This is a genomic window from Wenyingzhuangia sp. IMCC45533, from assembly GCF_054111225.1.
Genome location: NZ_CM134197.1, coordinates 1,344,435 through 1,367,420, shown reverse-complemented (window position 1 = coordinate 1,367,420; position 22,986 = coordinate 1,344,435). Strand labels below are relative to the sequence as shown.

At 33.0% G+C, this 22,986-nt stretch carries 22 protein-coding genes and 1 pseudogene; 12 read left to right on the top strand and 11 right to left on the bottom strand.

Annotation, left to right across the window (positions count from 1 at the left end):
* Positions 1–81: 81 nt before the first annotated feature.
* The 5 genes and pseudogenes from ACXGQW_RS06020 to ACXGQW_RS06000 all read left to right on the top strand — a co-directional run bounded on the left by ACXGQW_RS06020 (position 82) and on the right by ACXGQW_RS06000 (position 5,005).
* Positions 82–357: pseudogene (locus tag ACXGQW_RS06020) on the top strand (four helix bundle protein).
* A gap of 49 nt (positions 358–406) precedes the next feature.
* On the top strand, positions 407–1,855 hold the full coding sequence (gene sufB / locus ACXGQW_RS06015; RefSeq protein ID WP_457821048.1) for a Fe-S cluster assembly protein SufB: 1,449 nt from the start codon (positions 407–409) through the stop codon (positions 1,853–1,855).
* 86 nt (positions 1,856–1,941) lie between these two features.
* Entirely contained in the window at positions 1,942–2,682 is a 741-nt protein-coding gene (sufC, locus tag ACXGQW_RS06010) for a Fe-S cluster assembly ATPase SufC (protein WP_457821046.1), read from the top strand.
* Between the two features lie 52 nt (positions 2,683–2,734).
* Entirely contained in the window at positions 2,735–4,042 is a 1,308-nt protein-coding gene (gene sufD / locus ACXGQW_RS06005) for a Fe-S cluster assembly protein SufD (RefSeq protein ID WP_457821044.1), read from the top strand.
* A 96-nt stretch (positions 4,043–4,138) separates the two neighbouring features.
* Complete coding sequence (locus ACXGQW_RS06000; protein WP_457821042.1) at positions 4,139–5,005, top strand: hypothetical protein; 867 nt, start codon at positions 4,139–4,141, stop codon at positions 5,003–5,005.
* Between the two features lie 114 nt (positions 5,006–5,119).
* Here the strand turns inward: ACXGQW_RS06000 and rpmA are convergent, their stop codons facing one another.
* Positions 5,120–5,392 carry a 50S ribosomal protein L27 gene (rpmA, locus tag ACXGQW_RS05995; RefSeq protein ID WP_457821040.1) on the bottom strand — a complete coding sequence of 91 codons (273 nt, stop codon included), beginning with the start codon at positions 5,390–5,392 and terminating at the stop codon, positions 5,120–5,122.
* A gap of 55 nt (positions 5,393–5,447) precedes the next feature.
* The gene (gene rplU / locus ACXGQW_RS05990; RefSeq protein WP_457821038.1) at positions 5,448–5,759 is read right to left on the bottom strand and encodes a 50S ribosomal protein L21; all 312 of its coding nucleotides are present in this window, start codon (positions 5,757–5,759) and stop codon (positions 5,448–5,450) included.
* Between the two features lie 263 nt (positions 5,760–6,022).
* Between rplU and ACXGQW_RS05985 the strand changes: the two genes are divergently transcribed.
* The gene (locus tag ACXGQW_RS05985) at positions 6,023–6,469 is read left to right on the top strand and encodes a heavy-metal-associated domain-containing protein (RefSeq protein WP_457821036.1); all 447 of its coding nucleotides are present in this window, start codon (positions 6,023–6,025) and stop codon (positions 6,467–6,469) included.
* Positions 6,470–6,613: 144 nt separating this feature from the next.
* Complete coding sequence (locus ACXGQW_RS05980) at positions 6,614–7,636, top strand: COX15/CtaA family protein (RefSeq protein ID WP_457821034.1); 1,023 nt, start codon at positions 6,614–6,616, stop codon at positions 7,634–7,636.
* Here ACXGQW_RS05980 and gldD read toward each other — a convergent pair.
* Genes gldD through mutY form a run of 4 tightly spaced genes read right to left on the bottom strand, consistent with a single transcriptional unit; the run spans position 7,633 to position 10,990 of the window.
* Positions 7,633–8,187: a gliding motility lipoprotein GldD gene (gene gldD / locus ACXGQW_RS05975; protein WP_457824185.1), complete on the bottom strand. Its 555-nt coding sequence runs from the start codon at positions 8,185–8,187 to the stop codon at positions 7,633–7,635. The genes ACXGQW_RS05980 and gldD overlap by 4 nt on opposite strands.
* 3 nt (positions 8,188–8,190) lie before the next feature.
* Entirely contained in the window at positions 8,191–9,504 is a 1,314-nt protein-coding gene (gldE, locus tag ACXGQW_RS05970) for a gliding motility-associated protein GldE (RefSeq protein ID WP_457824184.1), read from the bottom strand.
* 11 nt (positions 9,505–9,515) lie between these two features.
* On the bottom strand, positions 9,516–9,926 hold the full coding sequence (locus tag ACXGQW_RS05965; protein WP_457824183.1) for a single-stranded DNA-binding protein: 411 nt from the start codon (positions 9,924–9,926) through the stop codon (positions 9,516–9,518).
* A gap of 32 nt (positions 9,927–9,958) precedes the next feature.
* A complete protein-coding gene (gene mutY, locus ACXGQW_RS05960; RefSeq protein ID WP_457824182.1) occupies positions 9,959–10,990 on the bottom strand; it encodes an A/G-specific adenine glycosylase in 1,032 nt (343 codons plus the stop codon).
* Between the two features lie 135 nt (positions 10,991–11,125).
* Between mutY and ACXGQW_RS05955 the strand changes: the two genes are divergently transcribed.
* Together ACXGQW_RS05955 and ACXGQW_RS05950 are read left to right on the top strand one after the other, a co-directional pair.
* The gene (locus ACXGQW_RS05955; protein WP_457824181.1) at positions 11,126–11,416 is read left to right on the top strand and encodes an HU family DNA-binding protein; all 291 of its coding nucleotides are present in this window, start codon (positions 11,126–11,128) and stop codon (positions 11,414–11,416) included.
* A 288-nt stretch (positions 11,417–11,704) separates the two neighbouring features.
* Positions 11,705–13,234, top strand: coding sequence for an Rne/Rng family ribonuclease (locus tag ACXGQW_RS05950; protein WP_457824180.1), 1,530 nt, complete (start codon positions 11,705–11,707; stop codon positions 13,232–13,234).
* 50 nt (positions 13,235–13,284) lie between these two features.
* On the opposite strand, the gene ACXGQW_RS05945 is transcribed toward ACXGQW_RS05950, so the two are convergent.
* Genes ACXGQW_RS05945 through uvrC form a run of 3 tightly spaced genes read right to left on the bottom strand, consistent with a single transcriptional unit; the run spans position 13,285 to position 18,040 of the window.
* On the bottom strand, positions 13,285–14,001 hold the full coding sequence (locus ACXGQW_RS05945; protein ID WP_457824179.1) for a hypothetical protein: 717 nt from the start codon (positions 13,999–14,001) through the stop codon (positions 13,285–13,287).
* 12 nt (positions 14,002–14,013) lie between these two features.
* On the bottom strand, positions 14,014–16,233 hold the full coding sequence (locus tag ACXGQW_RS05940) for a patatin-like phospholipase family protein (protein WP_457824178.1): 2,220 nt from the start codon (positions 16,231–16,233) through the stop codon (positions 14,014–14,016).
* A 13-nt stretch (positions 16,234–16,246) separates the two neighbouring features.
* A complete protein-coding gene (gene uvrC / locus ACXGQW_RS05935) occupies positions 16,247–18,040 on the bottom strand; it encodes an excinuclease ABC subunit UvrC (RefSeq protein WP_457824177.1) in 1,794 nt (597 codons plus the stop codon).
* A gap of 246 nt (positions 18,041–18,286) precedes the next feature.
* Here uvrC and ACXGQW_RS05930 point away from each other — a divergent pair, with 246 nt between their 5' ends.
* The 3 genes from ACXGQW_RS05930 (at position 18,287) to tyrS (ending at position 21,211) form a co-directional block, all read left to right on the top strand.
* Positions 18,287–18,583: a helix-turn-helix domain-containing protein gene (locus ACXGQW_RS05930; RefSeq protein WP_457824176.1), complete on the top strand. Its 297-nt coding sequence runs from the start codon at positions 18,287–18,289 to the stop codon at positions 18,581–18,583.
* Positions 18,570–19,385, top strand: a complete 816-nt coding sequence (locus ACXGQW_RS05925) for a DUF3800 domain-containing protein (RefSeq protein ID WP_457824175.1) — start codon at positions 18,570–18,572, stop codon at positions 19,383–19,385. The genes ACXGQW_RS05930 and ACXGQW_RS05925 overlap by 14 nt, the downstream gene beginning before the upstream one ends.
* Positions 19,386–19,915: 530 nt before the next feature.
* Positions 19,916–21,211 carry a tyrosine--tRNA ligase gene (gene tyrS / locus ACXGQW_RS05920; protein ID WP_457824174.1) on the top strand — a complete coding sequence of 432 codons (1,296 nt, stop codon included), beginning with the start codon at positions 19,916–19,918 and terminating at the stop codon, positions 21,209–21,211.
* Between the two features lie 101 nt (positions 21,212–21,312).
* On the opposite strand, the gene ACXGQW_RS05915 is transcribed toward tyrS, so the two are convergent.
* Both ACXGQW_RS05915 and ACXGQW_RS05910 read right to left on the bottom strand, forming a co-directional pair.
* On the bottom strand, positions 21,313–21,753 hold the full coding sequence (locus ACXGQW_RS05915; RefSeq protein ID WP_457824173.1) for a YHS domain-containing (seleno)protein: 441 nt from the start codon (positions 21,751–21,753) through the stop codon (positions 21,313–21,315).
* A gap of 160 nt (positions 21,754–21,913) precedes the next feature.
* Complete coding sequence (locus tag ACXGQW_RS05910) at positions 21,914–22,888, bottom strand: LuxE/PaaK family acyltransferase (protein ID WP_457824172.1); 975 nt, start codon at positions 22,886–22,888, stop codon at positions 21,914–21,916.
* Between the last annotated feature and the right edge of the window lie 98 nt (positions 22,889–22,986).

Sequence of the window (22,986 nt, the reverse complement as noted above, 5' to 3'; positions counted from 1 at the left end):
AAAAGTTTGAAGATTTAGAAGTTTACAAAAAATCATTCGACTTTGCGGTTAGAATATTTGAGACAACTAAAAATTTAAAAAATTAATTATAATATATCGAATCAATTAGAAAGGGCAGCATTATCAATACCTAATAATATAGCAGAGGGTTTTGAGTTGCAGTCAAAATAAACAGCTTATTAAGTTTTATACATAGCAAAAGGATCTTGTGGAGAGTGTAGAAATTTAGTTAATATTGCAATCCGTTTACAAGAAGTTTCGGAAGAAACAGGAGATGAATTAATAAAAGATGTGGTGGAGATATCAAAGCAATTGTCAAACTTCATCAAATATTTAAACAATAGTGAGATTAGATAATTCGAGTTTTTTGAATCGTTTAATTTTTTAATCTTTCAATTACTAAGTAATGAGTAAATATACAGAGGATCACTTAAGAGAAGAGTTAAAAACCAAAGAGTACGAATATGGATTCTATACTTATTTGGATGCAGAAACTTTTCCCAAAGGAATAAATGAAGATGTAATTAGGGCTATTTCTGCAAAAAAAGAAGAGCCAGAATGGATGACTGAGTGGCGATTGGATGCTTTTCGCAAATGGGAAGCTATGGAAGAGCCAGAGTGGGCAAATGTAAAATATCAGAAACCAAATTTTCAAGATATCAGTTACTACTCTGCTCCTAAACAAGCAGATCCAAACAAAAGCTTAGATGATGTAGATCCAGAATTACTGGAAATGTATAAAAAACTAGGAATTTCTGTAGATGAGCAAAAGCGTTTACAAAATGTAGCGGTTGATATTGTTGTAGACTCAGTTTCTGTAGCCACAACATTTAAAAAAACTTTAAATGAAAAAGGGATTATTTTTTGTCCTATTTCAGAAGCAATTAAAGAGCATCCGGAGTTGGTAAAAAAATATATGGGTTCTGTAGTTCCAAAAACAGATAACTTTTATGCTGCCTTAAATTCGGCCGTTTTTACGGATGGATCTTTTTGTTACATTCCTAAAGGAGTTACATGTCCAATGGAATTGTCTACTTACTTCCGTATCAACGAAGGGGGAACAGGACAATTTGAGCGTACGTTGGTAATTGCTGATGAAGGCTCTTTTGTGAGTTACTTAGAAGGTTGTACCGCACCAAGTAGAGATGAGAATCAATTACACGCTGCGGTAGTTGAGTTAGTAGCTATGGATGATGCAGAAATTAAATATTCTACAGTTCAAAACTGGTTTCCTGGTGATGCAGAAGGTAAAGGTGGAGTATTTAACTTTGTAACCAAAAGAGCGGTTTGCGAAACCAATGCAAAAGTATCTTGGACACAAGTAGAAACAGGTTCTGCTGTAACATGGAAATATCCTTCTTGTATTTTAAAGGGAGATAATTCAACAGGAGAATTTTATTCTATCGCAGTAACTAATAATTATCAGCAAGCAGATACAGGAACTAAAATGGTTCACTTAGGTAAAAACACTAAGAGTACTATTATTTCTAAAGGTATTTCTGCAGGTCATTCTCATAACAGTTACCGTGGGTTGGTAAGAGTAAATCCTAAAGCAGAAAATGCACGTAACTTTTCTCAGTGCGATTCGTTGTTAATGGGAGATTTGTGTGGAGCACATACATTTCCATACATAGAAGCTAAAAATAAATCAGCAAAAATAGAGCACGAAGCAACTACCAGTAAAATTGGAGAAGATCAGTTGTTTTATTGTAACCAAAGAGGGATTGATACAGAAAAAGCCATAGCCCTCATTGTAAACGGATTTAGTAAAGACGTGTTAAACAAGCTTCCTATGGAGTTTGCGGTAGAAGCACAAAAATTATTAGAAATTAGTTTAGAGGGATCCGTAGGATAAACAAAGAGTTTAAGTGTTGATTCGTTTAGTCGAACGAAGCAAAACAATTTAACAAATACACAAACAAACAGATCAACAATAAAGAGATGTTAAAAATTGAAAATTTACACGCAAAAGTAGAAGATAACGATATCTTAAAAGGATTGAATATAGAAGTAAAACCAGGGGAGGTTCACGCAATTATGGGACCAAACGGAGCTGGTAAAAGTACTTTTGCATCTGTAGTAGCAGGAAACGAAAACTACGAAGTTACAGAAGGTTCTATAAGTTTAGACGGAGAAGATTTACAAGAATTAGATCCAGATGAAAGAGCACACAAAGGAGTTTTCTTATCCTTTCAATATCCAGTAGAAATACCCGGAGTTACGGTAACAAACTTTATCAAAACAGCAATTAATGCTAAAAGAAAAGCACAAGGTTTAGAAGACATGCCTGCTGCTGAAATGCTAAAAAAGATAAAAGAGAAATCTGCTTTGTTAGAAATCAAAAAAGATTTCTTATCTCGTTCTTTAAATGAAGGTTTTTCTGGAGGAGAAAAAAAGCGTAACGAAATTTTTCAAATGGCTATGTTAGAACCAAAATTAGCCATTTTAGATGAAACGGATTCTGGTTTAGACATCGATGCTTTACGTATTGTAGCTAATGGAGTTAATAAATTAAAGTCTAAAGATAACGCTGTGGTAGTAATCACACACTATCAACGTCTATTAGATTACATTGTTCCTGATTTTGTTCACGTATTGGCAGACGGTAAAATAATCAAGTCTGGTGGTAAAGAATTGGCTTTGGAGTTAGAGGAAAAAGGATACGATTGGTTAGTTAAATAATTAGAAAATACTGTTTTCTAATTCATAATAACAAACCTAATAACTTATACATATGAGTTTACAAGATAAATTATCAGCTGCATTTAAAGGCAACTCTAAAAGTGCAACTGTTGAAAATTACAAGAAACAAGCTTTCGAAGCTTTTTCTCAAAAAGGATTTCCTACAACTAAAGATGAAGAGTGGAAATACACGAGTTTAAGAAGTGTATTAAAAAACGAGTACGGAATTGATGCTGCCCAAGCAACTAACGTAACAGCAGAAACCATTCAGCCTTTTTTAGTGGAAGGTTTAGATGCGTATAGGTTAATATTTATCGATGGTGTTTTTCAACCTTCGCTATCAGATACAATAGAAGAAGTTTCTGTCAAACTTTTGTCAGAAGCTATTGGAGATGATTCCTATGAAGACGTATTTAAAACAAAGTATAATACCCTAGCTAAAGGATTTACAAGTTTAACAGACTTAAACACAGCTTTTACCAACGAGGGAGTTGTGGTACAAGTTGCAAAAGGTAAAGTAGTATCTAAGCCTATTGAGTTAATTTATTTAGCTTCTGGAGAGACTTCTGCAATGCTATTGCAACCAAGAAATTTAATTACAATTGGAGAGAATGCCGAGGTTAAATTTATAGAACGTCATCAATCTATCGCTGACGTGGCTACCTTTAACAATGTAGTTACAGAGGTTTTTGTGGGTCAAAACGGAATTTTTGATCTGTACAAAATTCAAAATGATAAAAATGATGCTTCATTAATAGATGCAACCTTTGTAGCTCAAGAAAGAGATACCGTAGCTTCAGTGTATACTTTTTCATTCGGAGGGAACATTACAAGAAACAATTTGGCATTTTATCAGAACGGCCCCGGATGTGATTCTATCTTAAATGGAGTTACTATTTTAGAAGGAAATCAATTAGTTGATAATCATACGTTGGTAGCACACAAATCACCAGATTGTCAATCTAACGAAACCTACAAAGGAATTTATGGAGGTAAGTCCACAGGAGTTTTCAACGGAAAGGTCATTGTAGAGCAAGCAGCACAAAGAATTAACGCTTATCAGCAAAACGATTCTGTGCTGATTTCAGATGATGCAGTAATCAACTCCAAACCACAGTTAGAGATTTTTGCAGATGATGTAAAATGTTCTCACGGTTGTACTATCGGACAGTTAGACAAATCAGCTTTGTTCTACATGCAACAAAGAGGGATTCCTAAAAAAGAAGCAGAAGCATTGTTAATGTTTGCTTTCTGTTCCGATGCTATAAAGGAAGTTAAAATTCCAGCTTTAAAAAGAAAAATCAATCAGTTGATGGCTGATAAATTAGGAGTTAACATTCAGTTTGATGAAATAAGTTAATATCTCAAGACATATAACATAGCAGAGCCTTTCGATATAATCGAAAGGCTTTTTTGTGAATTCTATATTTTTCTGTAATTTAAAAACAAAAAAGCTATGAAAAGGAAAGTAATATTACTGATGATTTTCTATTGTCCTATTTTGTTCAGCCAAAACACCGGAGATATTTTGTTTACGGGTTTTAATGCAGACGGAGACAAAGATTTTTCTATTGTTGCAATGGTAACTCTAAATCCCAACACAACTATATATTTTACGGACAATGAGCCTAATGCAGCTGGTAATGGGAATATGGGCTCCGAAGGAGTTTTAAAGTGGGTTACGGGTTCAAACACTATCAATGCGGGAGATATAATTGTTTTTACAGATGTGGATAACGATTCAAATTCAAGTTTTGGAAGCTCAGTAGGCCTACTTACTACAGTAGATGCAGGTTTTAATATTTCTGCCAGTGGAGATGTTATTTACGCAACATATGGAGACCCAACCACTAATTCCGTTACCAAATGGATTTGTGGTTTACAAAATAGTAACACGAGCTTGGAGCCCAACTTTGGTCAAACAAGTCTTAGCTTGTCTGAAAATTATATCGTGATAGATGAGACCGCAAGTAAAGACGGTGGAACTTACAACGGAGTTAGAGAGAACAAAACAGGAGCAGAGTTTGTAGCTTTATTATTGGACGAAAATCAATGGTTCACCAGTACAACTGACGGAGAATCGTTGCTACCTTTAAGCCAAACTCCTTTTTCATTTTCAACGTTAAGCCAGTCAGTTGTACTTTCTAAAAGTAAAATACAATTCAAAATCATAAACGGTGAAATGGTTCCCGATGAGGGTAAAGTGATTTATGTTAGTGATATTTTAGGTAGAAAAAGAGAAAATAAGAATTTAGGAAGAGGGATTTACTTTTTTCAAGTTCTTCTAAACGATAAAATAAACGTCGTAAAAGTAAGTATATAACACACATGGTCTTAATCGTAATTACTTATCTAAAAGTGGCATTTAAACGTAATAAAATAGCCGAATACAATAATGTATTCGGCTATTTTATTACGTTTAAACTAATGATTGCTATTAAGCTTCAGCCTCTAATTGAACTGGAGTAATAGAAACATAAGATTTGTTGTTTCTTTTCTTTTGGAATTCTACAATTCCATCAACTTTTGCGTGTAAAGTATGATCTTTACCCATGTAAACGTTTTCACCTGGGTTGTGAGTAGTACCTCTTTGACGTACTATGATGTTACCAGCCAAAGCAGCTTGTCCACCAAAAATCTTTACACCTAATCGTTTCGATTCTGATTCTCTACCGTTCTTCGAACTTCCGACACCTTTCTTATGAGCCATAATATTGTGTTTTTAAGGTTATTTTTTTTAATAATTAAATTAGACAGTCAAATAATTAAGCGTTGATAGCTTCAATTTGAATTTCAGTTAAAAACTGACGGTGTCCGTTTTTCTTTTTGTAACCCTTTCTTCTTTTCTTCTTGAAAACGATTACTTTATCACCTTTTAGGTGACCTAAAACTTTAGCTTTCACTGAAGCTCCTTTTATAGCTGGGGCGCCAACTGTAACATCACCATCATTGTCTACTAATAAAACGTTGTCAAAAGAAACTGAATCTCCTTCTTCGCTTTGTAAACGGTGAACGTATACTTTTTGGTCTTGCGCTACTTTAAACTGCTGCCCTGCTATCTCTACAATTGCGTACATACTTAAATATTTAAAATGCTTGTTAATAAAATGGACGCAAATATAATTAATATTTCTTAACAACTAAATTTAAAAGTAAACTTTTTGAAATATTTATTTTTTTGATTTTAAAGTACTTATACGTTTTTAACGTTAAGTAGTCTGTTAATAACTTCCGAGCTCTAAAATTTATATAGTAGTGTAATATTATTCTGAAAAGTAGTTTAATAGTTATCTAAAATCTTTGCGTATTTTTGTCGTACATTATTTTAAAAAATTAAAAAATGAAGTTTATACAGTTTATATTGATTGCTTTTTTGTCAATTTCTTTTGTGGGATGTAAGCAGTCATCAGAAAAAAAAGAAACAGTTGAAGCGCTGCCAGCCAAACTATTAACCGCTAATATAAATATCGATGGAATGACCTGTGAGATTGGGTGTGCCAAAACGATAGAGTCAAAAATTTCTAAGATGGAGGGTGTTCAAGAGTCAAAAGTGAATTTTAAAGATAAAGAGGGTGTTTTTGTATATGATGCCAATAAAACTTCTGAAGAAAAATTGATGGCTACCATTAACAATTTATTAGACGGTAAAACTTATACGGCTACCAAATCAGCAAAACTATGCGAGCCAGATTGTAAGAAAGCTTGTTGTACTACAAAAACAAAAATTAAGGATTGCAAACCTGATTGTGAGAAACCTTGTTGTACTGCCAAAAAAGGGGATAGTTAAGAAAGTCACAATCATCAACATTAATCTTCTCTTACTAAGAAATATTTAAAATTAAGATATTAAAAAGCTACTCTGTACAGAGTAGCTTTTTAATATCTTAATTTTGTTCCAATTATTATTTGAATTAAGATGCAAAAATCACTTTTGAGGGCTATAAAATTAGCGACCATATCAGTTTACATCATTTTTATTGCAGGTTCAGTTGTGAGAATGACGGGGTCGGGGATGGGATGTCCTGATTGGCCTAAATGTTTTGGATACTATATTCCACCTACCTCTCAAGACCAGTTGGAGTGGAAAGAAAACACAACTTTTGAAAAAGGGGTGATTATTATTTACAACGAGGCTTTATTTGTTGCTAAAGATAATATTACTACCAATCAAGAATTTAATATTTTTCATTGGAAGCCTTATACTAAGCATGAGTATGCCGTTTTTAATGTCTATCATACTTGGACAGAATATATCAATAGGTTGAGTTCTGTACTAGCAGGATTTGTTTTTTTGTTTTTACTTTGGAAAGTAACTTTTAACAAAAATAAAATTAAGGGGGTAGCTCCTTTGGTTTATATCGCTTTTTTAGGAATGTTGTTTGAAGCTTGGCTGGGCAAAGTGGTAGTAGATAGTTTTTTAACACCTTACGTAATTACTTTCCATATGATTGGTGGTTTGGTCATTATAGGTTTGTTACTTAGAGCAAGATTTTTGGTGGAAAGTACAAATTTGTCCCTTGCTTATCAATCTAATAAACTGTTCCACAAACTTTTAGTAGTTTCTTTACTGATGATGATTGGGCAAATATTATTAGGAACCCAAGTAAGGCAATTTGTGGATGAACAAGTAAAACAATACGGATTTGAACACAAGGAGTTTAGATTATTGAATCCTAGTTTTAAATTCTATTTCCACAGGTCTTTTACTATAGCAGTAATAATGGTAAACGCTTTTATGTTTTGGTTAAACTATAAATACAATTTAGGTTTTAAACAGGTAAAGTACGTAATAGGTCTTTTGTTTTTTGAGGCTTTTACGGGTATTCTAATGTATTACGTAAACTTTCCGTTCGGAACGCAAGCAATACACCTGCTGTCTGGAGCTTTGTTATATGGAGTGTTAATTTATATGTACTTTATTTCTAGAAGAACGAATCAGTCAAGGATTGACTAATTTTTCCATTCTAAGGTTTCTATAAGATGTTTAATATCGTTGTTGATGTAATTAATGGCTGGTAGTATAGAATCGTAGTTAGGTCTTGTATTAAAATAAAGAGAACCGTAAATAAAGTTTTTTACAGAATCTGTAACCTGGAATTGAATAGGGGAGGCAACATCTCCGGTAAGCGTAAAAAGTCTAGCATATACTTTATTAGTGCTATTTTCAAACGGATAAACATCAATGTTGTCTGCCTTTAAAGTATGCTTGTAGGTTAGTTTTTCAGCATCCTTTATCAACTGAGTAAGGTTATTTGCAATAGGCTGGTAAGTGATGCTTATTTCAGCATTTAGACTAGGATAAAATAAATTACTCCACCCATTTTTTTTGTGTACAAACTCAGATAATTCAGACCGCTCAAAAGAGTACGGTATGTCATCCTTAATTGTAAAATAGGCTACTTTTGGATACTCCAATTTTAAAAAAGCATTGGGCTTAGGGGTTGTAGACTTTGTGCTACAGCTACTGACGATTAAAACAAGTAGTATGATGTGAATTGTTTTCATAGGTTAAGATAAAACAGCTACTTTTATTTGTTTGATTCTCTTTCGTTCTATAGCCTCTACGGTAAACGTTAAATTTTGATAATTTATTTTTTCGAATTTTCTTGGGAACTTTCCAGACAGTTCTAAAATTAATCCTGCAAGCGTTTCAGATTCTCCTTTTTCTTTTTCAAATAGGACTTCATCTAGTTCTAAAACTTTACAAAAATCTTTTAGATTAATTTTTCCATCAAAAACGTAATTGTTTTCGTCTATTCTGGAGTATGATAGGTCTTCGTCGTCAAATTCGTCACTAATGTCTCCAACAATTTCTTCTATCACGTCTTCTAGAGCGACTAAACCGCTAGTCCCTCCATATTCATCTACTACAATAGCTAAATGATTTTTCTTTTCTTGAAAGTCAATTAACAAATCGTCTAACTTCTTATTCTCAGGTACAAAAAAGGGTTCTCTTACTAGAGGAATCCAATCAAAGTTTTTTTTATGCAAATGAGGAAGTAAATCCTTAGAGTACAGCACTCCAGTGATTTCATCGATATTATCAGCATAAACAGGATTTCGAGAAAAACCTCTGGAAGATATAATTTCTAAAACCTCAGCAAACGAGGCTCTTTTGGAAATAGCGCAAATATCCATTCTCGGTTTCATAATTTGGATAGTTTCTGTATTTCCAAAATTTACAATTCCTTCTAAGATATTTTTTTGTTCTGCAGTGGTTTCGTTTTCTGATGTTAATTCTAGCGCTTGAGACAAATCTTCCAAAGAAAAATTACTTTTGTTGTTCCTTAAACGTTTTTCTATAAAGTTAGACAGCGCAATTAGCGGCGTTATAATAAAGATAAATAGCTTACTCAATAAAAGTAGTACAGGGCTCATATTTAAAGCAAATTTCTTTGCATTTCTGGTTGCATAAATTTTTGGCAATACTTCTCCAAAAATTAAAATGATGAAAGTGATGAGTACGACCTCTATAAAAAAACGCAGGTCAACTGTAAAAAAATAGAGATCTAATTTAAATGATATGTTGCCAAGAAACGTTTCTCCCAAATTGGAGAAAAGGAGTACAATTAAAATGTTAATTGCATTGTTGGCAACAAGAATATTGGCTAGTAATTTTTTGGGTTTTGCAATTAATCTTGAAGCTTTAAGGCTCTTGGCTTCTTGATTTGTTTTAATCTCGTCTAGCTCACTTTTGTTGAGAGAAAAAAAGGCAACCTCGGATCCTGAAATTAGGGCAGAACAGATTAGTAATACAAGTGTGACAACACAATTTATAAAGGTTTCTATTCCTATTTCGCTATGGAGTATGGGTTCAGGCAATGGTTTGTAGATTAAAATGGTAAATCATCAATAATTTCTCCCGGGTTAGAGGTTTCTTGATGAGAATTAGGTTTCTGGTTGTTAGGATTTTGCGATAAAAAATTCATCTCTTGTACGTGAATTTCAACGGTGTATTTCTTTACTCCCTCAAGTTCCCATTCTCGTGTTTTTATTTTTCCTTCACAGTATATTTTATCTCCTTTGGAGAGATACTTTTCACAAATTTCTGCCAATTTATTTTTGACAACAATATTGTGCCACTCGGTAGTGGTTATTTTTTCTCCAGAGGTTTTATTCGTGTAGGTTTCATTAGTAGCTAAAGGAAAACGAGCTATGCATCCACCTCCATCAAAATAATGGGTTTTTACATCATCTCCCAAATGGCCAATTAGCATTACTTTATTTAATGTACCTCCAGACATATTGAATCTTTAATATCAAAAATAACGAAAAATTATTTGCTTTTGTACTTCTTGAGAAAATTGTGAATGAGTTTGGGTACTGCAAACTTTTCAATGTCAGCCCATTTATGTTTGTCTGCATTTTTTAGGGGTGCGTTCACAATCCAAAACTGAGTATACAAATGCTGATGAGTTAATTTATGAACGATGGGTTCTGTGTTAAAAAGTGTAAGGCTTTGAACATCTACATGATTGAGTAATTCATTATCGAGAATTGTTTTGGTATCTACCAATTCAGACGATTCTATCAGTGGAAATTGATAAAGATTTTTCCAGATTCCGTTTTGGGTTCTTTTTTCAATTTGAGTATGTAAGCCATCATCAAAAACAATAAAGTTTAAATACCTATTCTTTATTTTTATTTTTTTCTCTTTAACAGGAAGAAGGGCAATTTTATTCTTAGCTTTAGCTAAGCATCCCTTACTCAAAGGACATTCATTACAAATAGGGTTTTGAGGTTTGCACACCATGGAGCCAAAATCCATAATAGCTTGGTTGTATTCTTTAGGATTTGCATTTTTAATTAATTCTTGTGCAAGTTCTTTAAAGTACTTAATTCCTTTGGAGCTATTTATAGCAATACCTATATCAAAATATCTAGCCAAAACTCTGTACACATTTCCATCTACAACAGCTGTTTTTTCATTAAAACAAATAGAGGCTATGGCAGAGGCTGTATAATCTCCTACTCCTTTTAGCTTTAAAATTTCTCGGTAGGTTTGCGGAAAAATTCCGTTTAACTCATCACAAATGTATTTTGCGGAAAAGTGTAAGTTTCTTGCTCTAGAATAGTACCCAAGTCCTTGCCAGTCTTTTAAAATTTCATCCTCAGAGGCATTTGCAAGGTGGTGCACGGTAGGATAATTTTGCGTAAATTTAAGGTAATAGTCCAAACCCTGTTGTATTCTAGTTTGTTGGAGTATAATTTCTGAAAGCCAAACAAAGTATGGATTTGAAGATTTACGCCAAGGTAAATCTCTTTTATTTTTTAAGTACCACGTTTCTAAGGTGTTATAAAATTCCATATATTTGCAGTTAAGAATGCAAACTTAACTAAAACTTCTCTTAAATTTTGGTGGTTAATGTTTTTAGAATTAATTAATTATCATATATTTGCGTCCTCAATTTTTTTCTAGAAATAATATTAAATTTAACAAGAAATGACGAAAGCAGATTTAGTGACAACAATTGCAGATAAATCAGGAATTGAAAAGGCTGATGTTTTAGCAACTGTTGAGGCATTTATGGATGAAGTAAAGAAAGCTTTAGAGAACGGAGATAACGTTTATTTAAGAGGGTTTGGTAGTTTTGTAATTAAAACTAGAGCTGAGAAAACAGGTAGAAATATTTCTAAGAATACAACTATTAAAATTCCTGCTCATAATATTCCAGCATTTAAGCCTGCTAAAACGTTTACAGAAGGAGTAAAAGCAAAAGTAGAAGTAAAATAAGATTACAAAAATAGATTATTAACTATCTCCGATAAAAGGAGACTTTAAAATTATACATTATGCCAAGCGGTAAAAAAAGAAAGAGAGCTAAGATCTCTACTCACAAACGTAAGAAAAGATCAAGAGCTAACAGACATAAGAAAAAGTAAGTTTTAAACTTACTTTTTCTTGTTTTTTATGGTTTTCTCAAAACCATTACACGTTCATTGACATTAAGACAATTGTCTTAATTATCAATACACTTATTTTTAATCGTGTTATGAAAATAACACTTAAAACAAAATCAGGATGAAATTAGAATTAATTATTCGTTCAAATTCTTCTGATATTGATTTTGCATTATTAAAAGACGGTAGGCTAACTGAGTTGAATAATGAATCTAATGATAATAAAATATCAGTAGGAGACATATTTTTGGCTAAAGCAGGTAAGGTATTAAAAGGATTAAACGCTTCTTTCGTAAACGTAGGTTACGAAAAAGATGGATTTTTACATTATCATGATTTAGGAGCTCAGGTTCAGTCTTTAAACAGTTTTTTGAAAAAAGTAAGTACAGGTAATTACAAAGATTTTACGTTAAACAAATTTCAATTTGAAAAAGATATTGACAAAGGAGGAAGTATTGACAAGGTTTTAAAGCCGAAGCAAAATATTCTTGTTCAAATTGTAAAAGAACCTATATCTACCAAAGGACCACGCATTAGTTCTGAGTTGTCCATTGCAGGTAGGTATTTAGTATTAGTGCCATTTTCTAATAGAGTATCCGTTTCTCAAAAGATTGAAGATCCTAAAGAAAAAGATAGACTTAAGAAGTTGGCTAAAAGTATCAAACCCAAAGGGTTTGGATTAATTCTGCGCACAGTAGCACAGGGAAAAAAAGTTGCAGAATTAGATAAAGATTTACAAAACTCACTACAAAGATGGGTGGATATGTGTGAACGTATTCCAAACACAAATACCCCCACTAAAGTTTTAAGTGAGTTAAACAGAGCATCCTCAATTTTGAGAGATGTTTTAAATGATTCTTTTACAAGTATTGTTGTCGATGATTCCGAATTGGCAACAGAAATAAGAGATTATATTCAAGAAATAGATCCTAAGAAAGTGAATATCGTAAACGATTACGATGGAAACGTTCCCATATTTGAAAAATACGGAATCGAAAGGCAAATTAAATCTGCCTTTGGAGAAACCGTATCTATGAGTAAAGGAGCTTATTTGGTGATAGAACATACCGAAGCGCTTCACGTTATTGACGTAAATAGCGGAAATAGATCTAACAAAGCCAGTTCTCAACAAGATACTGCCTTAGAAGTAAATTTAATTGCAGCAACAGAAATTGCTAGACAATTAAGATTGCGTGATATGGGAGGAATTATAGTGATAGATTTTATTGACATGAACACCAATGAAAACAGACAAAAACTATATGAACATCTTAAAAATGAAATGGCTACAGATAGAACCAAACACAAAATACTACCTCCTAGTAAGTTTGGTCTAGTTCAAATTACTCGTCAACGTGTTCGTCCGGAAACGAATATCAAAACACGAGAACCTAATCCGAATAAAAACGGAGAAGTAGAAGCACCTATAGTGCTTGTTAGTAAGATAGATTTTGAACTAAGAAAAATCTTATCAACAAAAAAACGTAACGAAAAAATCTTTTTACATGTACATCCTTTTGTGGCTGCGTATCTAAAACAAGGACTATTATCTCAGCAGAGAAAATGGTTTTCGGAGCATAAAAAATGGATAAAAATTGTACCAAGAGATGCTTATATGTATTTACAATATAAGTTTTCTTTTAAAATGTAGAATCGCATATCAGAGCCCTAATTAGTATACTAATTAGGGCTTTTTTTTGTTTAAGAAAGACTTATTCTTTTTCTAAAAGCCCTTCTTTGTCTTAGTAAAAGCCGCGTTACTTTATCTAAAACAATATCTCCCCCCACGTAAAAGAAAGCAACACCAATAGGTGGATTTATAGTAGTAAAAATTCCTTGCTGCTCATCCCATTTCCATACCCCCAAAGCAGTTCCTATAATTTCTAAATACAATACAATAAGTCCCATCATTAAGTAAAAAGGAGAGAATTTTCTCCTAATTAATATAACTAAATATAGAATCCCTAATAGCAGACTAAAGTTGTCTCCTAAAAAAAATATGGCATATGAAAAACTAATGATGAGAAAACTGATTAATATAACTTTAAACTTTTTAGGTTGTGTATAAGCAAAACTCCTTTGCGTAAGCAAACTTCCTACAACAAACACTCCTGCGTGTCCTACAGGAACATATAGTGGAATTACAGCCCCTCTATAGTCATACATATCTAAAAGTACAGAAAAAATATATTCTCCTAGCCAAGACAGCGGAATCATAATACACATTAAAACCTTAGACTTTAAAGGAAGTATATATAAAAGATAAAACGTAATGAAAATGACAAGTGTGGTGGTGATTATTTTTCCATCAAAAAAGTTCTCTGCAAAATAAAGAGAATCAAAAAATAAGATGGGTCCCCAAATAAGGATGATAAAAAGTGGAAAGAGCACACTTTTCTTATTTTGTCGAATATTCATATTACAATCATATTAAAACCAAAAACCTGCACTAAAGTAAACATTACTAAAGTCATTCTCATGAGACCAAGAATAGCGAATTTCAATTGGCCCTAAGAATGTATCTGAGCCAATTCCCACAGAGTATCCTCTGCTAGAATTACCAAAGAAAGATTCCGTTCTTAAAAAATTTAAAACATCATCCGTAACAACGGCATAATTGGCAATAAAGTCCGCATAGTTTTTTTTGTACACTCTGTACCTAAATGTAGCTGCTGTTTTTACAAATGAATTACCTTCTAGTTGCGAAAAACTGTAGCCATGTAGTGGTACAAAGTTATTGATAAAGTTCTTTCCGTAGCTTCCTAAGGAGTAGTTAAAATTATCGAGGGTTCTTCCTGTAAAACTCAAACCTCCATCACCTTGTCCCGTAAAAGTAAACCTATCGGAGAGGGTCCATGTTCCTTCTAATAGCAATCTCAACTGGGAGAAAGGAGAGAATTTTTCATTAAAATTACTAGATTGCAAAAAAGTCCTTAGCGTGGCCTCTAGTAAAATTCCTTTTTGGGGAAAGTTTTTATTATCATAAGTGTCTGCTTCAAGTTTGGCTAGTAGATTCAAATAATGACTGTTGTCAAAAAAAGTTCTGTCATCATCGTCTATAGACCCAAAATTATTCGTAAAAGATCGTATATGCTTATGTTCTATTCCAGCAGTTACAGAATATTTATTCTTTAAATTTCCTTGTAAATAGATAAAATTGGTAAAGTCCTCATATTCAAAATTAATTTTATTTACTCCGGTAAACGCTTTACTTTCTATAAAAGTGTCAAATTGGTTAAATCTACTCCTCAATCCATAACCCATAAAATAACCGTTGTCAATAAAATAGTTAATCTCATACCTTAGATTATCTCCAAAAGCAAGATCGGCAGACAACATATCATTTCTCATCAAGATATGTTTGTGAGTATAGTTAATTAATCCTGCAAGTTCATAAATTCTATCGTAATGAATTCCCAGTTTTAAAAACTTTGTATTTGTATTTTCTTTAATTTTTAAATCGATGTCTACAATAGAATCTTGATTATTAAAAGAATATAGTATGCTATTGAAGTTATTAGTAGTGGTTGCGTAATTAATATTATTATTGAATTGTTGGATAGATACTCTTTTCCCCTTTTTAAGATTTAACTTTCCACGAATATATCTTCTTGTATAATTTTTAGCCCCTTTGATGGAGTACGATTTAATGGTGTATTTTTTTGTGTCGACTTTTGCACTCCCAATTTTGGGAACTTTGGTGGAGGATTCTCCAATTAGATTAAGCTCCTTTAAATACTCTTTAGCTTTTGCATAACCTGCATCTATAATTTCTCTCTTTTCATCAAAATCCACCAAACTAAATTTCTTAACATCGGGATGAATGTGGAGATCCAGTCCTTTAAACTCTTGATTTTCGTCTCCGTATAATTGAAAGTTTACAATCTGATCAATCACCTCGATGGCGGAGTGAATTTTTTTCTGATTTTTTAGGGTACCTTGAACATCAACTCCAATGATAAAATCCATGCCCTTGGCTTTCATTTCTTCAATAGGAAAATTGTTGGAAACTCCTCCATCAATCAGCATTAAAGAATCTATTTGGCTTGGAGATAACAAAGTGGGCAGTGAAGCACTAGATCTGATAGCTAATGCCAATGAACCCGAATTAAGTTCTACCTGTTTCCCCGTTTCAATATTGGTTGCCATACAGAAAAACGGAATGGGCAGTTTTGAAAAATCTTGAATATGATCTACATGGTGATACAATTCACTTAACTTGTTATAGGTGTTTTGTCCTTTGGATAACGCAATGGGCAAACCAGGTTTAAATCCTTTGATAGGCAGTTGTAACAAATATTTTTCTCCGTGTTTTTTATGAAAAAACGAATAATACTTTCTGTCAATTTTATCGGTTAGCATTTTAGTAAAGTCGATAGACATGATGATAGAGTCTACTTGGTGGGCAGAATAACCAGAAGCATATAACGCTCCTACGGCAGCTCCCATACTGGTTCCCCCAATGTAATCTATTTCTACACCAGCCTCTTCAATAGCTTTTAAAACGCCAATATGAGCAAAACCCTTGGCACCACCACCGCTAAGTACAAGTCCTACTTTTTTTTTGTTGATGGCATTCACAATTGTTTTTTCCTGACCGAAAAAAAGACTGTTGTAAAGAATTAATATTATAAAAAAGTACCTTGCCATAACGGCAATAAAGTTAGGCCTTTTTATGATAGAAATTGTAAACTTTTTTAGCTCTAGATTCCCCAATTACACTGACGAGCTGAATTAAAGTAGCTTCTTTAATGCGTTTGACAGACTTAAAATATTGTAGCAAACTTTCTAGCGTTTGCTTTCCAATTCCAGGAATAAGCTCCAATTCCGAAACCAAAGAAGTTTTACTACGTCTATTTCTATGATGAGTAATTCCAAAGCGGTGAGCCTCATTACGCAACTGTTGCAAAATTTTAAGAGTTTCCGATTTTTTATCTAAGTACAAAGGAATAGGATCTTCTGGGAAAAACAGCTCTTCCAATCTTTTGGCAATACCAATAATAGCAATTTTGTTACGCAAGCCTAAAAGATCTAAGCTTTTTAGAGCCGAAGATAATTGTCCCTTCCCCCCATCAATCAATATAAGTTGAGGTAGAGGTTGATCCTCATCCAACAAGCGTTTGTACCGTCTGTGTACGGCCTCTTCCATCGAAGCAAAATCATCGGGTCCTTCCACAGTTTTGATATTAAAATGGCGATAGTCCTTTTTACTAGGTTTACCGTTTTTAAATACCACACAAGCCGCAACAGGATGGGTTCCTTGTATATTAGAGTTGTCAAAACATTCAATGTGTTTAGGTTCCGCACTCAAACGTAAATCCTTTTTCATTTGAGCCATAATACGTTTTGTATGTCGCTCAGGGTCTACAATTTGCACCTGTTTAAACTGCTCTTGTCTGTAATATTTAGCATTTCTTAAAGAAAGTTCTACTACTCTAAGTTTGTCTCCCTGTTTAGGTACAGTAACTTTAATTTTTTCTCCCACACTTACTTTAAAAGGAACAAATATTTCTGGAGCAATGGAGTTAAAACGTTCCCTAAATTCCACAATGGCCAGTTCTAGTAATTCTTTATCAGTTTCGTCTAATTTCTTTTTAATTTCTGAGGTGTGAGATTGGATAATAGATCCATTGGAAATCTTAAAAAAGTTTACATAAGCAGCAGATTCGTCCGAAACAATAGAAAACACATCTACATTGTTTATGCTCGGGTTTACGATGGTAGACTTTGCTTGGTAGTTAGAAAGCAACAGCATTTTCTCTTTAATTTTTTGTGCTTCTTCAAACTCCATTTTGGCGGCAAAATCAGACATCATATTTTCAAAGTACGATAAAGATTCTTTAAAATTTCCTTTGATGATGTTTCTGATGGAATTAATCTGATTAGTGTAAGCAGTTTCAGATTGTAAAGCTTCGCAGGGCCCCAAACATTTTTTAATGTGATAATCCAAACAAACCTTAAATTTTCCGGCATCGATATTTCTACTGCTTAAATCTAAAGCACAACTTCTTATTTGATATAGCTCCTTAATCAAATCAAGCAAGGCACGGGCAATTTTAACACTGGTATAGGGACCATAATATTCCGACCCATCACGAATAACTTTACGAGTCACAAAAATTCTTGGAAAACGTTCCTTTTTAATGCAAAACCATGGATAGCTTTTATCGTCTTTTAAAAGTACGTTGTACTTAGGTTTGTACTTTTTGATGAGGTTGTTTTCCAGCAAAAGCGCATCGGTTTCGGTAGCAACTACAATATGTTTGATATCACGAATTTTAGAAACTAAAATTCGGGTTTTGGCATCGTCGTGAGTTCTGTTAAAATAACTACTCACTCTCTTTTTAAGGTTAACGGCTTTCCCTACATAAATAATAGTTCCGTTTTTATCAAAATATTGATAAACTCCAGGAGTTGTTGGTAAAACGGTTACTTTTAATTTTAAATCTTTATCCACAATGTAAATTTAAGAATTAATGTTGATAGAATATCTCTCTTTTGTACTTAGCGAACTTGTTAAGAATTTTTATAAATGACTTGCTTCTCCGTACAAAAACAATCGCCATTTTATTTTGATTATCAATATCAGAAGTGATGTGTTGAAGATTATTTTTATAAATTATTGATATACGATTAACTATGAAATTAAATTTGTAGTCATCTTTATTATTACTACATTTGACAATTAACGTCAAGTCATAATATGGAAAATAATTTCGGGGAAACAATACGTAAATTACGAGGAGAGAATAATCTCCTTTTGAGAGAGGTTTCTGCAAAGTTGGAAATAGATGCTTCGATTTTGAGTAAAATCGAAAATAATTACAGAATTGCTAAAAAAGAGCTTGTAGAAAAGTTCTCTAAAATATTTAATGTAGATTGTAAAGAACTACTAATAATATGGCTTTCTGATAAAATAGTAAATGAGTTGAAGGGCGAAGACAATATTGACAAAATATTAAGATTAGCAGAACAAAAATTGAAGAATGAGAAAAAGTAAATTAATGGATTATCATCGTTTTTTGGATGAAGCAGGAGATACCACGTTTTACGGAAAGGGTAAAAAAAACATTATTGGAATGAATGGTGTTTCGAACGTTTTTATTCTTGGTATGGTAAAGATAAAAGATCCATTGGATGAGGTTCGGGAGAAAATTAACACACTTCAAGATAAGATTGCTAAAGACAATTTCTATCATGTGCCTAGTGTATTGAAAAAAATAGGCAAAAATGGTTACTACTTGCATGCAACTGACGATTTGCCTGAAGTTAGAAAAGAAATGTTTGATTTAATGAAAACTATAAACTGTAGCTTCGAAGCAGTTGTCGGAAGAAAAAGTATCGAACGTTACGAAACTAAGCATAAAGGAAAAGAAGAATATTTCTACGCTGATTTGCTATCCCATTTGCTAAAAAACAAACTTTCAAAACACGAAAAACTAGTAATGCATATTTCTGAAAGAGGTAAAAGTACCAAAAACCATAATTTAGAGTTAGCTTTTTTAAAAGCCAAACAAAGGTTTAGGAATATTAATGGGAATAAGGAGATGAAAACTAATATTGTCTTTAATATAAATTATCCAACTAAAGACCCTTTACTAAATTTGGCAGATTATTTCTGCTGGACAATACAAAGGGTGTTTGAAAGAGGCGAAGTAAGATATTATAACTTTATTAAAGAGCAAGTAAAAGTTGTAATTGACTTATACGATGCGAGCAATTATAGTAACTGGAAAAATTATTACGACAACAAAAAGAATCCACTAACGGCTAGAAATAAAATAAGCCCACTAAAACACTAATTTTAAATTGAATTTAAAATAACGACTTGGAGTCGACTTTCGTGTTTTGCAGACTTAGATTAATGCAAATATATAAAATATGTACGAGCTTATAAAATAAGTCTTAGAACAACGAGTAGGTACTATTTTAGGGCTAAGGCTGCTAACACTTGTTCATTTTACGAACGTCAATTTGGCTTCGTATATTCTTCTTTGCACTCACAAAACTGATGCTTTCGAAGTACTATAGTGGAGTCAAGAACTGTTCTCAGGATTCGGATTTAAGTGGTTGTGGTGGTAATATTAAAATCAGTTCGAATGTTTTTTGGAGTTGACTTAATAAAAGTGTAATAATAACCGTGTTGTTAATTTGCGTTAAGGATTGAACGGTTTGTATGAGCTCTTTTTTGGTGTTCTAAACTCCGTTTAAACAAAAAAAAAAGCGAGTAGTGAAAGCCTGACCCGTAGGGTAACGCCCAAAGCAAAAAACTAATAGCTAATTGCTAAAGGCTAAAAGCTAATTAATATCTTTGCTCAAAATTTTTTAAAAGATGGCTTACAACTTTGTTGAAGAACTAAAGTGGAGAGGAATGATGCACGACATCATGCCAGGAACAGAGGAACAATTATTAGAAGAAGTAACTGCGGGGTATATTGGATTTGATCCGACAGCAGATTCTTTACACATAGGGAGTTTAATTCCGATTATCGTATTAATGCACTTTCAAAAAGCGGGGCATAAACCTATTGCTTTAATTGGTGGGGCTACAGGAATGATTGGAGATCCTTCTGGAAAATCGGCAGAACGTAATTTGTTAGATGAGGAAACTTTGGCTAAAAATGTAGCAGGTGTAAAGAGTCAGTTAGAAAGATTTTTAGACTTTAATTCTGATGCTGCGAATGCTGCGGAGTTGGTAAACAACTACGATTGGATGAAGGAATTTTCTTTGATTGATTTTGTGCGTGATATTGGGAAACACCTAACGGTAAACTATATGATGGCAAAAGATTCTGTTAAAAAACGTATTTCTGGGGAAGGTGTAGAGGGAATGAGTTTTACAGAATTTACGTATCAGTTATTTCAGGGGTACGACTTTTTGCATTTGTACGAAAACAAAAATTGCAAGTTGCAAATGGGAGGTTCTGACCAATGGGGGAATATTACCACAGGTACAGAACTAGTAAGACGTAAGGCAAAAGGTAAGGCTTATGCAATGACTTGTCCTTTAATTACAAAAGCGGACGGAACTAAGTTTGGAAAATCCGAAGGGGGAAACATATGGCTAGATAAAGCGAGAACTTCTCCTTATAAATTCTATCAATATTGGTTAAATTCTTCTGACGAAGATTCTGAGAACTTTATTAAAAAGTTTACTTTTTTAAGTAAAGAAGAAATTGAAGCGTTGATTGCTGAGCACAAAGAAGCTCCGCATATGCGTTTGTTACAAAAGAAGTTAGCAGAGGAGGTTACCGTAATGGTGCATTCTCAAGAAGACTATGATAATGCTGTAAAGGCATCGTCTATATTATTTGGGAAATCTACGGCTGATGATTTAAAATCTTTAGACGAGCAAACGTTTTTAGATGTGTTTGAGGGAGTTCCTCAGGCAGAGTTAAGTAAAGAGGAATTAACTGAAGGTTTGGATATGATTGGTGCGTTGGCTGCAAAAACAAACTTTTTAAAAACCAATTCTGATGCGAGACGTGCGCTAAAGGAAAATGCAGTTTCTGTAAACAAAGCAAAAGTAAAAGAGGATTATAAAATTACGGAGGCTGACTTGATTGCAGAAAAGTACGTGTTATTACAAAGGGGTAAAAAGAGCTACTATTTGTTAAAGTTGGTTTAGTAGATAACTTTTTCTAGAAGATTATTCTAGGTGGTAGCGCATAAAAAAGCCATTAGCATTTTACTGCTAATGGCTTTTTACAAACTAAAACTATACTAAAACTACTTATATGATGACCAATTTTGGTCAGCTTTCTTTTTTAAATCCTCTGGATTCTCATCTGTCCATTTTTTTAAGGTGTTTACTCCCCACGAGTTATAGAACAAATACAATTTATCATCTCTAATTTCGTAAGTTTTAGGGTTGATATCGTATTTTGTATTATTGGCTCCTAACGCATATGCACACCAACCACCATATTGTGGAACGTATTGAGAAGGATTTGCTTTGAACTTTTTTAAGTTTTCTGCGTTGGCAAAACGGAACTTAACTCCATCGTGAGTTGCCGTAAACTCTTTTTTTCCTTCTATAGGATCGTTATCAAAATACGAGACTACATCGTAACCCTCTGCAACATATCCTTTCTTTAAGTTATAGTCTTTGTTTTGAGAGAAACTTACTAAGCTCACTAAAAAACTTAAAAATAAAATTACTTCTTTCATTGTATTGATACTTATATTTAAAACCTTTTTGAGAGGTTTGTGCTGTTTTAGACGTGTATTCTTAACGCAGTTTACAGCAAATTTGAATTAAGTTTTGTCACGCTATTATTTTGAGGATGTTTATTGGCTTGGCTGAGGCTAATTGAGTTGTAAATAGGTGTTATTGAATTAAAAGGTTGCAACCTCTAACATCAGAATTATCAAATCTACCTAAAACGTCAAAAGTACCGTTGTTGTACACTTTACCTAAATCTTGAGTAGCAATAAAAGAACAGGAATTTATGTTGGCCAAATCAATAACGTTAATTCCTCCGCTTTTGCCGTTAGGCAATAGCGAAAGAGCATCTTCTGTATCTCTAATTAAAATTTTCATCCATGGAGGACACTGAAATCTTTGAGTATCGGTAAAATAAGCTTGACTTAATAGTTCTGTCATCCCGTATTCGGAATGAATATTTGCTACTCCAAAACCTTGTTTTAGTTCTGTATGTAACTCTTCTCTAATCATTTCTTTTCGTTTGCCTTTCATACCACCAGTTTCCATAACAATGGTATGTTTTAAGTCAAGCTGATATTTTTCTATAAAATCTAACAGCGCAAAGGATACTCCTATTAGTAAAGTTTTCTGCTTTTTAGCTTCTTGTTTTTGGAGCTGCTCGTATAATTCTTGATAGCTATGAAGATAAAATCCGCTGTTTGGGTTTTCAGTTTTTTGAATTAAATCTTCTACCATATAAATTAATGAAGAGCCATTTCGTTCCAAATAAGAGGGTAGTAAAGCCAAAATTGTATAGTTCTTAATGTCTCCGTAAAAGTGTTTAAAAGCACCTAGGTAACTCTGTTCGTAGTAAGAGAGGTCCGTAACTAAGTGTTTGCTCTGTAAAGAACCTGTGGTACCACTACTTAAAAAGGTTTTTTCTACCTGCTTATTGTTGCTAATTATTTGATGACTTTTAAAAAACTGTATAGGTAAAAAAGGAATTTCTTCTAATTTGGTAATTGTTTTGGTCTGAATGTTCAAATGTTTAATAAACGTTTGGTAAACACTGCAATTTTGTGCCTGAAAATTAAAAACTTCTAAAGCTTTTTTTTCAAAACTATTTGGTTCCGTGGCATCAAAAGGAGTTAGGTTCATTTTATTAAGTTAAAAAAACTTTCTTCAAAATTATTCTTTATTTATGATTCGGAGCAATAAATTAATAAATATTCAAAAGGATGAATTGAAAGTTCACA

Bases quoted from the DNA above. Each gene is read 5' to 3' on its own strand.
- gldD (WP_457824185.1), bottom strand. From the start codon at position 8,187: ATGAAAACAATTCACATCATACTACTTGTTTTAATCGTCAGTAGCTGT.
- sufC (WP_457821046.1), top strand. From the start codon at position 1,942: ATGTTAAAAATTGAAAATTTACACGCAAAAGTAGAAGATAACGATATC.
- tyrS (WP_457824174.1), top strand. From the start codon at position 19,916: ATGGCTTACAACTTTGTTGAAGAACTAAAGTGGAGAGGAATGATGCAC.
- rplU (WP_457821038.1), bottom strand. From the start codon at position 5,759: ATGTACGCAATTGTAGAGATAGCAGGGCAGCAGTTTAAAGTAGCGCAA.
- ACXGQW_RS05950 (WP_457824180.1), top strand. From the start codon at position 11,705: ATGAAATTAGAATTAATTATTCGTTCAAATTCTTCTGATATTGATTTT.
- ACXGQW_RS05915 (WP_457824173.1), bottom strand. From the start codon at position 21,753: ATGAAAGAAGTAATTTTATTTTTAAGTTTTTTAGTGAGCTTAGTAAGT.
- ACXGQW_RS05965 (WP_457824183.1), bottom strand. From the start codon at position 9,926: ATGTCTGGAGGTACATTAAATAAAGTAATGCTAATTGGCCATTTGGGA.
- rpmA (WP_457821040.1), bottom strand. From the start codon at position 5,392: ATGGCTCATAAGAAAGGTGTCGGAAGTTCGAAGAACGGTAGAGAATCA.
- mutY (WP_457824182.1), bottom strand. From the start codon at position 10,990: ATGGAATTTTATAACACCTTAGAAACGTGGTACTTAAAAAATAAAAGA.
- ACXGQW_RS06000 (WP_457821042.1), top strand. From the start codon at position 4,139: ATGAAAAGGAAAGTAATATTACTGATGATTTTCTATTGTCCTATTTTG.
- ACXGQW_RS05940 (WP_457824178.1), bottom strand. From the start codon at position 16,233: ATGGCAAGGTACTTTTTTATAATATTAATTCTTTACAACAGTCTTTTT.
- ACXGQW_RS05925 (WP_457824175.1), top strand. From the start codon at position 18,570: ATGAGAAAAAGTAAATTAATGGATTATCATCGTTTTTTGGATGAAGCA.
- ACXGQW_RS05930 (WP_457824176.1), top strand. From the start codon at position 18,287: ATGGAAAATAATTTCGGGGAAACAATACGTAAATTACGAGGAGAGAAT.
- ACXGQW_RS05985 (WP_457821036.1), top strand. From the start codon at position 6,023: ATGAAGTTTATACAGTTTATATTGATTGCTTTTTTGTCAATTTCTTTT.
- sufB (WP_457821048.1), top strand. From the start codon at position 407: ATGAGTAAATATACAGAGGATCACTTAAGAGAAGAGTTAAAAACCAAA.
- ACXGQW_RS05945 (WP_457824179.1), bottom strand. From the start codon at position 14,001: ATGAATATTCGACAAAATAAGAAAAGTGTGCTCTTTCCACTTTTTATC.
- ACXGQW_RS05910 (WP_457824172.1), bottom strand. From the start codon at position 22,888: ATGAACCTAACTCCTTTTGATGCCACGGAACCAAATAGTTTTGAAAAA.
- sufD (WP_457821044.1), top strand. From the start codon at position 2,735: ATGAGTTTACAAGATAAATTATCAGCTGCATTTAAAGGCAACTCTAAA.
- ACXGQW_RS05955 (WP_457824181.1), top strand. From the start codon at position 11,126: ATGACGAAAGCAGATTTAGTGACAACAATTGCAGATAAATCAGGAATT.